11 protein-coding genes and 1 riboswitch are annotated in these 14745 nt (G+C 68.8%); of the genes, 6 read left to right on the forward strand and 5 right to left on the reverse strand.

All coding sequences use genetic code 11. The features are described 5' to 3' along the window. Nucleotides 1-23 precede the first annotated feature (23 nt). Nucleotides 24-2021, forward strand: coding sequence for an acyltransferase family protein (locus tag AC5Y2S_RS27515; protein ID WP_499959683.1), 1998 nt, complete (start codon nt 24-26; stop codon nt 2019-2021). 3 nt (nt 2022-2024) lie between these two features. On the opposite strand, the gene AC5Y2S_RS27520 is transcribed toward AC5Y2S_RS27515, so the two are convergent. Beyond that, on the reverse strand, nt 2025-2684 hold the full coding sequence (locus AC5Y2S_RS27520; RefSeq protein WP_499959685.1) for an O-methyltransferase: 660 nt from the start codon (nt 2682-2684) through the stop codon (nt 2025-2027). 110 nt (nt 2685-2794) lie between these two features. Next, a riboswitch (M-box (ykoK) riboswitch) is annotated at nt 2795-2968 on the forward strand. Nucleotides 2969-3284: 316 nt separating this feature from the next. Between AC5Y2S_RS27520 and AC5Y2S_RS27525 the strand changes: the two genes are divergently transcribed. After that, complete coding sequence (locus tag AC5Y2S_RS27525) at nt 3285-3437, forward strand: hypothetical protein (protein WP_499902687.1); 153 nt, start codon at nt 3285-3287, stop codon at nt 3435-3437. A gap of 44 nt (nt 3438-3481) precedes the next feature. Next, nucleotides 3482-5239, forward strand: a complete 1758-nt coding sequence (locus AC5Y2S_RS27530; protein WP_499959686.1) for an NRAMP family divalent metal transporter — start codon at nt 3482-3484, stop codon at nt 5237-5239. Here the strand turns inward: AC5Y2S_RS27530 and AC5Y2S_RS27535 are convergent. Beyond that, complete coding sequence (locus AC5Y2S_RS27535; protein WP_499959688.1) at nt 5231-6175, reverse strand: NADP-dependent oxidoreductase; 945 nt, start codon at nt 6173-6175, stop codon at nt 5231-5233. The genes AC5Y2S_RS27530 and AC5Y2S_RS27535 overlap by 9 nt on opposite strands. A gap of 132 nt (nt 6176-6307) precedes the next feature. Between AC5Y2S_RS27535 and AC5Y2S_RS27540 the strand changes: the two genes are divergently transcribed. After that, on the forward strand, nt 6308-6922 hold the full coding sequence (locus tag AC5Y2S_RS27540; protein WP_499959689.1) for a hypothetical protein: 615 nt from the start codon (nt 6308-6310) through the stop codon (nt 6920-6922). A gap of 64 nt (nt 6923-6986) precedes the next feature. Here the strand turns inward: AC5Y2S_RS27540 and AC5Y2S_RS27545 are convergent, their stop codons facing one another. Then, a complete protein-coding gene (locus AC5Y2S_RS27545) occupies nt 6987-7742 on the reverse strand; it encodes a L,D-transpeptidase (protein WP_499959691.1) in 756 nt (251 codons plus the stop codon). Between the two features lie 286 nt (nt 7743-8028). Here AC5Y2S_RS27545 and AC5Y2S_RS27550 point away from each other — a divergent pair, with 286 nt between their 5' ends. Continuing rightward, nucleotides 8029-8961 carry a LysR family transcriptional regulator gene (locus AC5Y2S_RS27550; protein ID WP_499959693.1) on the forward strand — a complete coding sequence of 311 codons (933 nt, stop codon included), beginning with the start codon at nt 8029-8031 and terminating at the stop codon, nt 8959-8961. Here AC5Y2S_RS27550 and oxc read toward each other — a convergent pair. Then, a complete protein-coding gene (gene oxc / locus AC5Y2S_RS27555) occupies nt 8945-10666 on the reverse strand; it encodes an oxalyl-CoA decarboxylase (protein WP_499959694.1) in 1722 nt (573 codons plus the stop codon). The genes AC5Y2S_RS27550 and oxc overlap by 17 nt on opposite strands. Before the next feature lie 212 nt (nt 10667-10878). On the opposite strand from oxc, the gene AC5Y2S_RS27560 reads away from it, so the two are divergent. After that, entirely contained in the window at nt 10879-12438 is a 1560-nt protein-coding gene (locus tag AC5Y2S_RS27560) for a FadD7 family fatty acid--CoA ligase (protein WP_499959695.1), read from the forward strand. Between the two features lie 27 nt (nt 12439-12465). Here the strand turns inward: AC5Y2S_RS27560 and AC5Y2S_RS27565 are convergent, their stop codons facing one another. After that, complete coding sequence (locus AC5Y2S_RS27565) at nt 12466-14616, reverse strand: elongation factor G-like protein EF-G2 (protein WP_499959696.1); 2151 nt, start codon at nt 14614-14616, stop codon at nt 12466-12468. Nucleotides 14617-14745: the final 129 nt, after the last annotated feature.

Here is a 14745-nt window from a genome sequence, read left to right on the forward strand (position 1 = left end):
GGCGCCCGCGATGGGTGGCCCCGGTGCGCCGGGTGGGCCGGCTCGCGATCTGGGATCAACCGGAACGGCGCAGCGGCATTCCGGCGCTGGACGGGCTTCGCGCGATCGCGGTCACGCTGGTGCTGGTCGGCCACGGCGGCATCCCCGGCGTGGGCGGCGGCTTCATCGGCGTGGACGTCTTCTTCGTCCTCAGCGGATTCCTGATCACCTCGCTGCTGCTCGACGAGCTGCAGCGCACCGGTCGCATTGGGCTGACCGGCTTTTGGATCCGGCGGGCGCGACGGTTGCTGCCGGCCCTGGTGTTGATGGTGCTCACCGTCGGGGCGGCCCGCGAACTCCTCCCGAGCCAGTCGCTCACCGGGTTGCGCGACGACGCGATCGCCGCGTTCCTCTGGGTCGCGAATTGGCGGTTCGTGGCCCAAAAGACCGACTATTTCACCCAGGGCGCGCCGCCGTCGCCGCTGCAGCACACCTGGTCGCTCGGGGTGGAGGAGCAGTACTACTTCATCTGGCCGGTGCTGCTCATCGCGGTGACCCTGCTGCTGGCCGCGCGGGCCAGGCGCTACTTCAGGCGCGCCACCGTCGGCGGGGTGCGGTTCGCCACCTTCCTGATCGCCACCGCCGGCGCGCTCGCTTCCGCGGCGCTCGCCATCGTCCTGGCCTCCGACTCCACGCGGGACCGGATATATTTCGGCACCGACACCCGCGCGGAGGCGTTGCTCACCGGCGCGGCGGCGGCGGCTCTGCTGGTTAGGGATTGGCCGTCGATGAACCGCGGCTGGTGCCTCATCCGGAGCCGGTGGGGGCGGCGGGTCGCCCGTTTTCTGCCGCTACTCGGTCTGGCGGGGCTGGCGGCGGCGACCCACTTCGCGTCGGGCCGCGCCGGCGAGTTTCGTCACGGCCTGCTGATCGGGGTCGCGATCGCATCCGTCGTCGTGGTCGCCCCGGTGGCGATGGAGCAGCGCGGTGCCGTCGCCCGCATCCTGGCCCTGCGCCCCCTGGTGTGGCTGGGCACCATCTCCTACGGCGTATACCTGTGGCACTGGCCAATCTTTCTGGCCCTCAACGGTGAACGCACCGGATGGTCCGGGCTACCGCTGTTCGCCGCGCGGTGTGCCGCCACGGTGGTGGTCGCCGCCGCGTCGTGGTGGCTGATCGAACAACCGATCCGGCGGTGGCGGCCGGCCCGCGTGCCGCTACTGCCGCTCGCGGCGGCCACCGTGGCCAGCGCCGCCGCGGTGACGCTGCTGGTGATCCCGGTGGGAACCGGGCCCGGGTTGCGCGAAGGCCTGCCGCCGGGGGTCTCGGCGGTGGCCGCGGTGTCGCCGTCCCCGCCCGGTGCCGGCCGGCCCGCACCCCGCGATCCCCACCGGCCCTTCACCGTTTCGGTGTTCGGCGATTCGATCGGGTGGACCTGGATGCACTACCTCCCGCCGACGCCCGGGTTCGCGTTCCTCGACCACACCGTCATCGGCTGCAGCCTGGTGCGCGGCACGCCGTATCGCTACATCGGCCAAACCCTTGAGCAGAGACCGGAATGCGACGGCTGGCCCATCCGGTGGTCGGCGCAGCTCGGCCAGGATCAGCCGGACGTGGCGCTGTTGATCATCGGCCGCTGGGAGACCGTCGATCGCGTGAACGAGGGGCAGTGGACCCATATCGGCGATCCGACCTTCGACGCCTACCTCAACGGGGAGTTGCAGCGGGCGCTGAACATCCTGAGCGCCAACGGCGTTCGCCTGGTGGTGGCGACCGTGCCGTACAGCCGGGGCGGCGAGAAGCCGGACGGTCGGCTGTATCCGGAGGACCAGCCCGATCGCGTCAACCTGTGGAATGCCATGCTGCGCAAAACGGTTGCCCAGCGCGGCGGCGTGCAGATCCTGGACCTGAACAAAAAGCTATGCCCGGACGGGGTTTACACGGCCAAGGTCGACGGCATCAAGGTGCGCAGCGACGGCGTCCACCTCACCCCCGAAGGGGTGAAATGGCTGACGCCCTGGCTCGAGGAATCCTTGAGATAGCCGTTAATCGCCCGTGCGGCAGCTGATTTCCATGCTGTCGCTCTCCCGGACGAGGAAGTTGAAGCTGACGTACCCGTTGTCTGGATCACGCACGCGGTCGAGGTAGGGCCGCATGTCTGCGGCACTGGCGTTGTCGGCGACGATCAGCGCCCCTGTCGTAAGGCGCGGTTCGAGCAGCTCGAGCACCGGCAGGTAGAGGTCCTTCCACCCGTCGAGCAGGACGAATTCAACGGGTCCGTCGAGGTGTTCCAGCGTGGTCAGCGCGTCGCCCTCGAGGATGGTGATCACGTCGTCCAAGCCGGTCTCGGCGAACGTCTGCCTGGCCGCGGCGATCTTGGGGGCGCTGAGCTCGGTGGTGACCACCCGGCCGGCGCCGTTGTCGCGAACCGCAGAGGCCAGGTGCACCGCGGAGATTCCGAAGGACATGCCGAATTCGACGATGGTCGTCGGCCGGGTCGCGCGCACCAGCGCGTAGAGCAGGCGACCCGCTTCCGGCGTCACGGGAATGTAGAACTCGCTCATGGCATCGGCGCGCTGCTGCGCGCTCATCGGCCGGTCGAAATCACCAACCCTTTCGCGCAACCTCGACATCTGGTTCTTCGTCTCGGTGTACATCCGGTCGAGCACCGTCGCGACCCTGGGCGCCTGCAAAGTATTAGCCATGTTTCGAGAGTAGCCGCGGCGGTAGATGTGCCCGTTGGTTAACAGAAACCAACGTAAGGGTTGCGTAAAGTAATTTGACGCGCATTGGGGCGCGGTGCAAGATGGACGGGCAAGCACCTCGGTAGGTGAGGCGTCTGCACGGATACAGGCCACTGACCCCGAACGTCGAGAGACGCCCCGGGTCAGGACAGCTCTTCCCGGACCCAAGGGTTGAGCCCAAGTGGCTTCCGGACGATGTTCGGATACGCCGTGCAGTGCCGAAGCTCCGACGAGAGGGGTGCGACCGGCGGTTTGCGCCGGTCATTTCGCCTCCTCCCGTTCAGGTGAATGTGACGACACCCGCGTGTGTCCTGGCCGTGAGGAGGTGAGGGCGAGATGAGTCCCGGCGACAGTCCGTATCCCAATTCCGTCTTGTCCCGGTCCGGTTCCGGCATTCTTTCCGCCGCCTGATTTCTCGGGTGCTCGATAACGCTGCGCGTCAAGCATTTTGCGGGCGGTGAGCGTATGCCGCGAGCCGATCGGACCTCCCGATAGGAGACGATCATGGCTTTTGTTGTTACACACCGTCTTACCGGTCCTGAGAGGGGACGCGGCCGATCGATGCTGCGTATCGGCCGACTCCTGCTCGACAAGCTGCACACGCGCAGCGCGCTGACCCCGCAGGAACGGGCCAACCTCTACGTGTCGCGGATGCCGATTGCGGTCATCTCGGCCTCGCTGGGCGCGCATCCGTCGGACAGCGCCCGTCGGTGATTCGCCGATCCGAGCCCGAACTTGTTTGAGATAGCGAGAATTCGATGACGTCGATTTCCGCGGAGGTCGAGGGCCTGCGTGCCTCCGAGGGGCCGGCCCAGGCAGTGCTGGATTCGGCGCACGCCGGCGACATCGTCGGCGCGTTCGGCCGCATCCGCCGCGACGGCGCGGGCACCGCTGGCCGCTGGCGGCGGCTGCGGACACTGATGGTCATCACCGGCCCCGGGCTCATCGTGATGGTCGGCGACAACGACGCCGGCGGCGTGGCGACGTACGCGCAGGCGGGGCAGAACTACGGCATGGGCCTGCTGTGGACGCTGGCACTGCTGATCCCGGTGCTGTATGTGAATCAGGAGATGGTGCTGCGGCTGGGCGCGGTCACCCGGGTCGGCCACGCGCGGCTGATCTTCGAGCGCTTCGGGAAGTTCTGGGGCGCCTTCAGCGTCGGTGATCTGCTGATCCTCAACGCGCTGACGATCGTCACCGAATTCATCGGCGTATCACTGGCGCTCGGGTTCTTGGGCTGCCCCAGGGCGATCGCGATCCCGGCCGCCGCGGTGTTGTTGTTCGCGGTGGTGGCCGGGGGTTCGTTCCGCCGCTGGGAGGGCCTGATGTTCCTGCTGATCGCGGTGAACGTGCTGATTATTCCCATGGTGTTGATGGCGCACCCCGCGCTGAAAGCAACGGCGGGCGGACTGGTGCCGCAATTCCCGGGCGGGCTCAACTCCACCGTGCTGCTGCTCGTCGTCGCGATAGTGGGCACCACCGTCGCGCCGTGGCAGCTGTTCTTCCAGCAGTCCAACGTGGTGGACAAGCGCATCACGACCCGCTGGATCGCCTACGCCCGAGCCGATTTGGTCATCGGAATCGTCGTCGTCATGGCCGGCGCGACGGCCTTGATGGCGGTGACCGCATTCGGGTTGGCCGGCACCGCCGACGTCGGTGGCTTCACCGACGCGGGTGCGGTCGCCTCGGGCTTGTCCAGGCACCTCAGCGGCACGGTGGGCACGTTGTTCGCGATCATCCTGCTGGACGCGTCTTTGATCGGCGCCAATGCGATCGGGCTGGCCACCACGTATGCCGTCGGTGACGCCTTGGGCAAGCGGCACTCGCTGCATTGGAAGATCAGCGAGGCCCCACTGTTCTACGGGGGGTACGCCGTGCTGCTCGCGGTGTCCGCCGGGGTCGCGTTCAGCCCGGACCACATTCTTGGCCTGGTGACCCAGGGCGTGCAGGCCCTCGCGGGTGTCCTGCTGCCGTCGGCGACGGTGTTCCTGGTGCTGCTGTGCAACGACCGCGCGGTGCTCGGGCCCTGGGTAAACACGGTGCGGCAGAACATCATCGCGTGGACCGTCGTGTGGTGCCTGGTGGTCTTGTCGCTGGCCCTGACGGCGACGACGTTCTTCCCTGGCCTATCCACGGCCACCATCGAGGCCGGACTCGCGGCCGGCGCCGCGATCGGCATCGTGGGCGGAGCCGTCGCGATCATCGCCGGCCGGCGCTACCGCGACCTGCGGGACGCGGAAGCGATCGCGGGGGCGCTCGGCGGCGGCCTGGATCCCAATGAGGTCGACGAGCTCGACGACGCACCGCTCCTCACGCGCGCCGAACGGCGGGCCGTGCGCCGACAGGACCGGGCGCACTGGCAAACCCCCAACGTCGCCATGCTCGACCGGCCGATCATGTCACCGATCCGGCGGGCCGGGTTGCTTACCCTGCGCGGCTATCTGGTGGTGGCCGTCGTGTTCGTGATCATCAAGATCGTGCAGGCCGGAATAATCGGTCCGGCCACGTCATTGTGAACCGTTCGGCAGCAGAACGATTTTGCCGCGGGTGTGCCGCTTTTCCAGTTCCTCGAAGGCATCGGCGACGCGGTCCAGCGAGTAGGTTCCGGCGACCTCGAAATCGATGGCGCCCGTGGCGATCAGGTCGGCCATCTCGGCGAGCACTTCCGGCGTCGACGCGTCCACACTGCCCTCTGCTTTGGCGCCGACCTCGCCGGCCTTCTCGAACGAGATGATGGTCTCGATCCGCTCGGGTGCGACGCCGAGGTCCAATGCGAGCTGGATGTAGTCGGGGCCGAACAGGTCGATGAACGCGTCGATCCCGTCGGGCGCGGCCTCTCGCAGCCGGTCGGCCAGGCCCTCCCCGTATTCGACGGGGGTGACGCCGTGTGCGCGCAGCCAGTCGGCGTTGCCGGGGCCGGCGATGCCGAGCACCACCGACTTGCGCAGGGCCAACAGCTGCACGACGAGGCCGCCGACTCCGCCGGCGGCCGCCGAAACGGCGATCGTTTCGCCCGGTTGGGGGTCGACGGCGCGAACCGCGGCATAGGCCGTCACACCGACCACGTACAGCGAACCCGCGACCTCCCAACTCAATTCGGGGGGCTTGCGAATGAGTTGGTTTTCCGGGACGGCGGTGTGCGTGGCGTGGCTGGACCGCCGGAAGCTGAAGCCGAGGACCTCGTCGCCGACGGCAAACCCGGTGACCCCAGATCCCACGGCGGTCACCACGCCGGCGAGGTCGCTGCCCTCACCCGACGGAAAGGTGGCGGGGAACATGTCGTGCAGCGCCCCGCTTCGGATGGCCGCCTCGCCGGGGTTGATCCCGGCGGCGCGAACCTCGACCACCAGCTCGTCCGGGCCGGGCGACGGCATGTCCACATCCGCCACGTACAACACGTCGCGACCCCCATAGCGGTCGAATCGAACCGCTCGCGCCACCCCAGCCGCCATCTGTCCCCCTTGCCCCACGAATAGGCTCCGCCTCCGGCCAGCATAGGCGTGTGCCGTCCCCTTGTTACCGTCCACATTTCGCAGTAGCGTCAGGCGCCGCGGACGGGACAGGGATGGACACGGAGGGAACCCATGAAGCGCGCTCGGATCACCGTCGCCGGCTGGGCGGTCGCCGGGGCAGTCGGCGCCGCGACCACCGGCTGCGGCGACTACCACCATTCGTCCCCCTCCGCGTCGCTGCCGACCGGGGCCGCGTCGTCCACCGGTTCGAGCGCGGTGACGAGCCCTTCCCCGGGGCAGCAGACCGATTACAGCAACTTGCTCATCAAGGCCGGCGACATCGGCGGCGACTTCACCACGCCCCAGCCACCCGTGCTGAACCCGAACAACGCCGCGGGCGTCGCGCAGCTTTTCGCCAATGCCGACAATAGCCGCCGGATCGGGGACACGATTCTGATCGTCGCCGACCCGAAGGTCGCCGCGGCGGGAATCGAGAACACCAAGGCGAACTACGCGGGCAAGGTCAGCGGAACGTGGCAGCCCGTCGACATCGGAACCAACGGGGCCATCATTTCCGGTAGCAGCCCCGGCAATTCCCAGGCGATCACGGTGCTGCTCTTCAACGAGGGCAAGGCGCTCGTCAACCTCGAATTCGACAGCGCGCCCAACGATCCCATCGATCCGGGCGTGGCGATGGACATCGGCCGCAAGCAGGACGCGGCCATCAAGGGCGCCTTGCCCGCCTAGCCCGACGGGCCGCAGTCACAGGGGCGCGGAATGTCCTTGGTGCGCACTGGTTTCGGCCGGTCGGTCAGGACACGACCTGGATGGGATCGCCGACGTTGACCTGGTTGAAGTACCAGGCCGCGTTATCCGGGCTCAGGTTGATGCATCCGTGACTGACGTTGGCGTGGCCCTGCGAGTCGACTGACCACGGTGCCGAGTGCACATACACGCCGCCCCACGTGACCCGCACCGCGTACTGCGCGGTGATCTTGTAGCCCTCGGGCGAACTCAGCGGGATGCCGATGGTCCGCGAGTCCATCACGACGCTGCGCTCCTTTTCCAGGGCGGTGAAGTTGCCGATCGGGGTGGGACGGCTGGGCTTGCCCATCGATGCCGGCATCGTGCGCAGCACTTCGCCGTTGCGACTGACGGTAAAGGTGTGCCCGGACAGGCTGGCAACCCCGAGCAACTCGTCACCGGTGTCAAAACCCGTCGTCAGGGCCTGCACCCCCACCGAGACATGTGTGTGGGTGGGCCAGTAGTGGTTCGGAACCCACTGGACCACATTGTTCTCGACCCACTCGAAATGGCCGGGCATGTCGTTCGGCGACGTGACGTGGATGGTCCGTTCGGCGGCGGGACGGTCGGCGACCGGCGCGGTGAACGTGACCACGACGGGGTGCGCCACCCCCACCAGGGCTCCGTTAGCGGGCAAAACGGCGGCAACTCCGGGGACCGGCTCGGGCAGTGGGACGGCGGCCAGGGTGCGGGCGCCGCTGCCCAACGCGCCCATGCCGATGATCGCTACCATAACGAATAGATAACGAACCGCTCGACGCATTGCGCTTACCCTTTGCGATGGTTGGACGGACACAACGATATTCTACTGGTTGTCGGCGCATTCCGGTTTTCAGCAAACATTGACATGTTCGCTGTACCCCGTGCCCACCGCCGCTCGGGCCGGCCCGTGGCACGGGTGGCGGCGCCGCCCACGCCCGAAAAGCGTTGAACCGTCGGCGGCCGCGCAAAACCGGTGGCAGCACAACGGCTTTCGCGGCAGCAAAGCCGTGTTAGCCTCAGCCAGGCCGGTGCCCGAAGGCCTAGCCCGAACACCAAGGAGGGCGCGGGTGCTTTTCCGTCAACTGGAGTACTTCGTTGCGGTCGCCCAGGAACGCCACTTCGCCAGGGCGGCCGAGAAGTGCTACGTCTCGCAACCCGCGCTCTCCGCGGCGATCGGCAAGCTCGAACGCGAGCTCAACGTCACGCTGATCAACCGTGGACACAGCTTCGAGGGCCTCACGCCCGAGGGCGAGCGACTGGTCGTGTGGGCCAAACGGATTCTCGCCGAACATGACGCGTTCAAGGCCGAGGTGCACGCCGTGCGATCCGGCATCGCGGGAACGCTACGGCTGGGCACGGTGCCCACCGCCTCCACGACGGCGTCGCTGGTGCTCTCGGCGTTCTGTTCGGAGCATCCGCTGGTGAAGGTGCAGATCCTCTCCCGGCTGGCGGCCACCGAGCTGTACCGGCGCGTACGCGAGTTCGAGCTGGATGCCGCCATCGTGCACACCGCCACCGACGACGCCCACGACGCAAACCTGGTGCCGCTCTACGAAGAGCACTACGTGCTGCTGTCGACGGCCAGCATGTTGCCCGCCGGCACGTCGACGCTGACGTGGCCCGAGGCGGCGCAGCTGCCGCTGGCGCTGCTCACCGCCGACATGCGGGATCGTCAGATCATCGACGAGGCCTTCGCCGGTCACGGCATCACCGCCACCCCACAGGTCGAAACGGACTCCGTCGCTTCGCTATTGGCGCAGGTGGCCACGGGCAACTGGGCCTGCATCGTCCCGCACACCTGGCTGTGGACGTCGCCGCTCGGAACGGATGTCCGCGCGGTCGAGATGGTCGACCCGGCGCTGAAGGCCGAGATCGCGCTGGTGACAAACTCCTCCGGGCCGGGCTCGCCGGTCGCTCGTGCGCTGACCGCGTCCGCGCAACAGTTGCAGCTCAACGAGTTCTTCGACGCGCAACTGCTGGGCATCACGCGCCGGCGCTGACCACCGGCGGTGCTGTCGCCGCGCTGCTCGGGTTGAGCCCCGCCAGATGTCCGCTTTCCACACCGGCGGCCGGGTCGAGCTCGCAGTCGATGACCGACGGCCCCTTGCCGGCGATCGCCTCGGCCAGCGCTGAGCGCAGCGCGGAGGGCGTGGTGACGTGATATCCCTTGCCCCCGAACGCCTCTGCGATCAGCTCGTGACGCGCCCGCGCGTTCAGCACGGTCGGCGCGGGGTCCTCCCTCTGAGGGGCCGAGCCGGCCGGAGCTTCGTCGCCGCGGTAAACGCCGCCGTTGTTGAGGATGACGACGGTCACCGGCAGCCGGTAGCGGCAGATCGTCTCGACTTCCATGCCGGAGAAACCGAACGCGCTGTCGCCCTCGATCGCGACGACGGGGTCGCCGGTCTCCACCGCCGCGGCGATGGCGTATCCCATGCCGATGCCCATCACGCCCCACGTGCCGGTGTCCAGCCGGTGCCGCGGCGACTCCATGTCGATGACGTTGCGGGCGAGATCGAGCGCGTTGGCGCCCTCGTTGACCACGTATACTCCCGGGTTTTCTTGCAGCACAGAGCGAATGGCGCCCAGCGCGTTGTAAAACCGCATGGGGTGCGGGTCGTCGGCGAGTCGCTCGAGCATCTTGGCCTCGTTACGGGCCCTGCGCTCGGCCAGCTCGTCGACCCATTCGGTGGGCGCGGCGACGGGATCCGCGGCCACCGCGTCACATAGCGCTGACATCACCGAGCCGACGTCGCCGGCCAGCGGTGCCTGGATCGGCCGGTTGCTGTCGAATTCGGACGCCGCGATGTCGATCTGGACGAACTTGGCGTCGCGGGACCATTGCGGCGCCTCCCCGTGGCCGAGCAGCCAGTTCAGCCGGGCGCCGACCAGCAAGACGGCGTCGGCGCGGGCGATCGCCAGCGAACGCGCGGCCGCGGCCGACTGGGGGTGCGAGTCGGGCAGCAGCCCTTTGGCCATCGACATCGGCAGGAACGGAATTCCGGTGTCCTCCACAAATTTCCGGATCGCGCCGTCGGCCTGGGCGTACGCGGCGCCCTTGCCGAGCACGATCAGCGGCCGGCGCGCCTGCCTGAGCACCTGCAGCGCGCGATCGACCGACTCCGGCGCCGGCAACTGCCGCGGAGCCGCGTCGACGACCCGCCAAACGGTGGCGGACGCGGCGGACGCCTCCATGGCCTGACCCAGAACATCGGCGGGGATGTCGAGATAGACGCCGCCGGGGCGCCCGGAGACGGCGGTGCGCATCGCGCGCGCCACGCCGCGCCCGATGTCCTCGATGCGGCCGATCCGGTATGCGGCCTTCGCGAAAGGCCTTGCGGCGTCGAGCTGGTCGAGGTCCTGGTAGTCACCGCGCTGCAGGTCGACCATCGCGCGATTGCTGGAACCCGAGATCTGGATCATCGGGAAACAGTTCGTGGTGGCGTTGGCCAGCGCGGGCAAGGCGTTGAGGAACCCCGGACCGGACGTGGTCAGGCACACGCCCGGGCGGCGGGTGAGGAACCCGGCCGCGGCGGCGGCATTGCCGGCCGAGGCCTCCTGCCGAAAGCCGATGTAGCGGATGCCCGCTGCCTGCGCGGTGCGGGCGAGGTCGGTTATCGGGATGCCGACGATCCCGTAGATGGTGTCGACGTCGTTCGCCTTCAGGGCATCGACGACGAGGTGAAAGCCGTCGGTCAAACCTGTCATGGTGGCGGCCTCCTCGTGAGCTACCTAAGGTCAGTCATCACTGTCGTCTCGGTGCGCGCAGGTGTCCAAGACTAAGCCGCTATGCAGCGATTCACGCCGTCTATCGATAGCGCGCGGTTATCGATAGTGAGCGGATCGGTATTGGACGTACACCGAGGTCTCGCGGCATGGTTCGAGCAGGAGCTCGCACATTCAACGAAAGGCGTTTGGCGATGAAGACAGGCAATCACACGGTCGCCGATCTGGTCGAGGTGGCGGCGAGCCGGCGGCCGGACGCGCCGGCGCTCGTCGTCGGCTCCGATCGCACCCCGGTCAGCTACCGCGACCTGGTGCGCCTCGCCGACGACCTGGCGGGACAACTGAGGCGGAACGGGCTGGGGGCCGGTGATCGCGTGGCGCTCCGCGCGGGCAGCAACGCGGAGTTCGTCGTCGGGTTGTTGGCGGTGCTGCGGGCCGGCCTGATCGCGGTTCCATTGGACCCGGCCTTGCCCGCCGGCGAGCAGCGCACCCGAAGCGAGGCGGTGGGGGCGCGGGCCGTGCTGGTCGACGGCGTGGCTCCCGGCGACGACCGGGAGGCGGACTTGCGCCGGTGGCCGATCGCCGTGACCGTCGGCCCCGGGCAGGGCACGCCGGCGGTACAACTGGACGCCGCGACGCCGCCGGGGCAGGACGTTTCGGCGCCGCAGGGGCTTTCCGACGACGACGCGATGATCATGTTCACCGGCGGAACCACGGGCGTGCCCAAGATGGTGCCCTGGACCAACCAGAACATCGCCGACTCGGTGCGCGCGGTCGTCGCCGGTTACGGGCTGGGCCCACAGGATGCGACGGTCGCGGTGATGCCGCTCTACCACGGTCACGGGCTGATCGCCGCGTTGCTCTCGACGCTGGCCTCCGGGGGCACGGCGCTCCTGCCGGCGGGCGGGCGGTTCTCCGCGCACACGTTCTGGGACGACATCGACGCCGTGCGGGCCACCTGGTACACCGCGGTCCCGACGATTCATCAGATCCTGTTGGAGCGCAACAAGACCGAGCAGGCGGGCGACAAGCGGGCCGCGCTGCGCTTCATCCGCAGTTGCAGCGCCCCGCTCACCGCGGAGACCGCCCAGGCGCTGCAGGAGACGTTTTCGGCGCCGGTGGTGTGCGCCTTCGGCATGACCGAGGCCACTCACCAAGTTGCCACCACCGGAGCCGGTCAGAGCGAAAACCCGGCCGCCACACCGGGTCTCGTCGGCCGGTCCACCGGGCCCGAAATCCGGATCGCGGGCCCCGACGGCCAGCCCCTGCCCGCGGGGGCCGTCGGGGAGGTCTGGCTGCACGGCACCACCGTGGTGCGCGGCTACCTTGGCGACCCGGCGATAACCGCCGCGAACTTCACCGACGGATGGCTGCGCACCGGCGACCTGGGATCGCTCTCGGCCGCCGGCGATTTGACGATCCGGGGCCGGATCAAGGAGCTCATCAACCGGGGCGGCGAGAAGATTTCGCCGGAGCGCGTCGAGGGCGTCCTGGCCACCCATCCCAACGTGCTCGAGGTGGCCGTGTTCGGCCGGCCGGACAAGATGTACGGGGAGACGGTGGCCGCGGTGATCGTGCCCCGCGAATCGCCCGCGCCGACAACCGCCGAGCTGGCGGTGTTGTGTCGCGAGCGGCTGGCGGCCTTCGAGGTGCCGGCCACCTTCACCGAAGCCGGCGCCCTGCCGCACACCGCGAAGGGCTCGCTGGACCGCCGCGCCGTGGCCGAGAAATTCGGGCGCGCGAATCAACCCTGAGATGCGCGCCGAGAGTGCCGTGAGGCGTCACGCCGTGGTCTTCATCCGGGCCGCCGCCGACTCGGGCATGGGTTCGTAGCGGGCGAAAGAGCGGGTGAACGACGCGGCGCCATGCGCCAGCGAACGCAGGTCGATCGCATAGCGCGTCAGCTCGACCTGGGGCACCTCGGCTCTGACCAGCGTGCGTTCGTTCCCCGCGGCCTCGGTGCCGAGCACGCGTCCGCGCCGCCCCGACAGGTCGCCCATCACCGCGCCGACGAAATCGTCGGGCACCAGCACCGAGATCTCGTCGATCGGCTCGAGCAGGGTGACCTTCGTCGCCGCAGCCGCCTCCCGCAGCGCCAACGCACCGGCGGCCTGGAACGCGAAGTCCGATGAGTCGACGCTGTGGGCCTTGCCGTCGAACAACGTGACGCGGATGTCGACCACCGGGTAACCCGCGTGCACACCCTTCTCCATCTGCGCGCGGACACCCTTCTCCACACTCGGGATGAAGTTCCGTGGCACCGCCCCGCCGACCACCTTGTCGACGAATTCGAACCCGGAGCCCTCCGGCAGCGGCTCCACCTCGATGTCGCACACCGCGTACTGGCCGTGCCCGCCGGACTGCTTGATGTGGCGGCCGTGTCCTTTGGCCTTGCCGCCGAACGTTTCTCGCAGCGGGACGCGCAGCTCGACCGTGTCCACGGTGACGCCGTACCGGTTGGCCAGGGCGTCGAGGACCACGCCGGCATGGGCCTCGCCCATGCACCACAGCACGATCTGGTGCGTTTCCTGGTTCTGCTCGATCCGCAGCGTCGGGTCTTCGGCCGCCAGCCGGCCCAAGCCGACCGACAGTTTGTCTTCGTCGGTCTTGGCGTGCGCCTGAATGGCCACCGGCAGCAGCGGTTCGGGCATCGTCCACGGCCGCAGGACCAGCGGTTCGGACTTGTCCGAGAGGGTGTCGCCGGTTTCGGCGCGGCTCAGCTTGCCGATGGCGCAGATGTCGCCCGCCACCGCGGCGGCCGCCGGGCGCTGCTGCTTGCCGAGCGGGAAGGACAGGACGCCGATGCGTTCGTCCTCGTCGTGATCGGGGTGCGAATGTCCGCTCCCATTCGAGCCCTCGCCGAAGAACGACGCAAAATGGCCCGACACATGAACCGTCGTGTCGGGCCTGATGGTGCCGGAGAACACCCGGACCAGGCTCACCCGGCCGACGTAGGGGTCCGACGTCGTCTTCACCACCTCCGCGAGCAGCGGCGCATCGGCGTCACACGCCAGCGTCGCGTGCGTCGCACCGTTCGGCGTGAAGACCTCCGGCAGCGGGTGTTCCATCGGGGACGGGAAGCCGCGGGTGGCGATCTCCAGCAATTCCAGGGTGCCGACGCCGGTGCCGCTGCAGACCGGGATCACGGGGAAGAACGAGCCCCGGGCGACGGCCTTCTCCAGGTCCTCGATGAGCACCGACTCGTCGATCGATTCGCCGCCCAGATAGCGCTCCATCAGGGACTCGTCCTCGGATTCCTCGATGATGCCCTCGATCAGGCTGCCGCGCGCCTCCTCGATCCGGTCGGCGTCCGCCGGGTCGGGCGGATCGATGGTCCGCTTGCCGCCGGAATACTGGTAGCGCTTCTGTGACAGCAAGCCGATCAGGCCGCCCTCGAGCGGCAGGTAAAGCGGTAACACCTTGTCGCCGAACGCGTTCTGGGCGGCGGCCAGCGCCTCCTGATAGTTCGCGCGCGCATGGTCGAGCTTGGTGATCACCACGGCGCGGGGCATGCCGACCTGGCTGCACTCCTGCCAGAGCGACTTGGTCGGTTCGTCGACGCCCTCGTTCGCGGCGATCACGAACAGCGCGCAGTCCGCGGCGCGCAACCCGGCGCGCAGCTCGCCGACGAAGTCGGCGTACCCGGGCGTGTCGACCAGGTTGATCTTGACGCCGTCGTGCGACAGGGATGCCACCGCGACCCCGACGGAGCGTTGTTGGCGGATCTCCGCCTCGTCGTAGTCGCAGATGGTGCTGCCGTCGGTGACCGAGCCGGGCCGGGTCAGCACGCCCGCGGCGACCAGCAGCGCCTCGACCAGGGTGGTCTTGCCGCCACCGGAGGGCCCGACCAGGACCACGTTGCGAACATCGCCGGGACCGTTTGCGGTGGGAGCGGCCGCCGCGCCCAGGGAAGCGTTCGCCTTGTCCGCCATGACTTTCCTCCAGTTCCGCAGCGCCGCGGCGCGCTGTAGCGCGGTGTGTTGCAGACCACAGGACGCCTGTAGGCAACTTTTCCCCCAACTGCCGCCCAACACAAGGCCACCGGCCGGCCACAATTGCGG

It is taken from the genome of Mycobacterium sp. NGS69, from assembly GCF_059812165.1.

Coding starts and splice junctions, on each gene's coding strand:
- AC5Y2S_RS27520 (WP_499959685.1), bottom strand. CDS start 2,684: ATGGCTAATACTTTGCAGGCGCCCAGGGTCGCGACGGTGCTCGACCGG.
- AC5Y2S_RS27525 (WP_499902687.1), top strand. CDS start 3,285: ATGCTGCGTATCGGCCGACTCCTGCTCGACAAGCTGCACACGCGCAGC.
- AC5Y2S_RS27530 (WP_499959686.1), top strand. CDS start 3,482: ATGACGTCGATTTCCGCGGAGGTCGAGGGCCTGCGTGCCTCCGAGGGG.
- AC5Y2S_RS27535 (WP_499959688.1), bottom strand. CDS start 6,175: ATGGCGGCTGGGGTGGCGCGAGCGGTTCGATTCGACCGCTATGGGGGT.
- AC5Y2S_RS27540 (WP_499959689.1), top strand. CDS start 6,308: ATGAAGCGCGCTCGGATCACCGTCGCCGGCTGGGCGGTCGCCGGGGCA.
- AC5Y2S_RS27545 (WP_499959691.1), bottom strand. CDS start 7,742: ATGCGTCGAGCGGTTCGTTATCTATTCGTTATGGTAGCGATCATCGGC.
- oxc (WP_499959694.1), bottom strand. CDS start 10,666: ATGACAGGTTTGACCGACGGCTTTCACCTCGTCGTCGATGCCCTGAAG.
- AC5Y2S_RS27560 (WP_499959695.1), top strand. CDS start 10,879: ATGAAGACAGGCAATCACACGGTCGCCGATCTGGTCGAGGTGGCGGCG.
- AC5Y2S_RS27565 (WP_499959696.1), bottom strand. CDS start 14,616: ATGGCGGACAAGGCGAACGCTTCCCTGGGCGCGGCGGCCGCTCCCACC.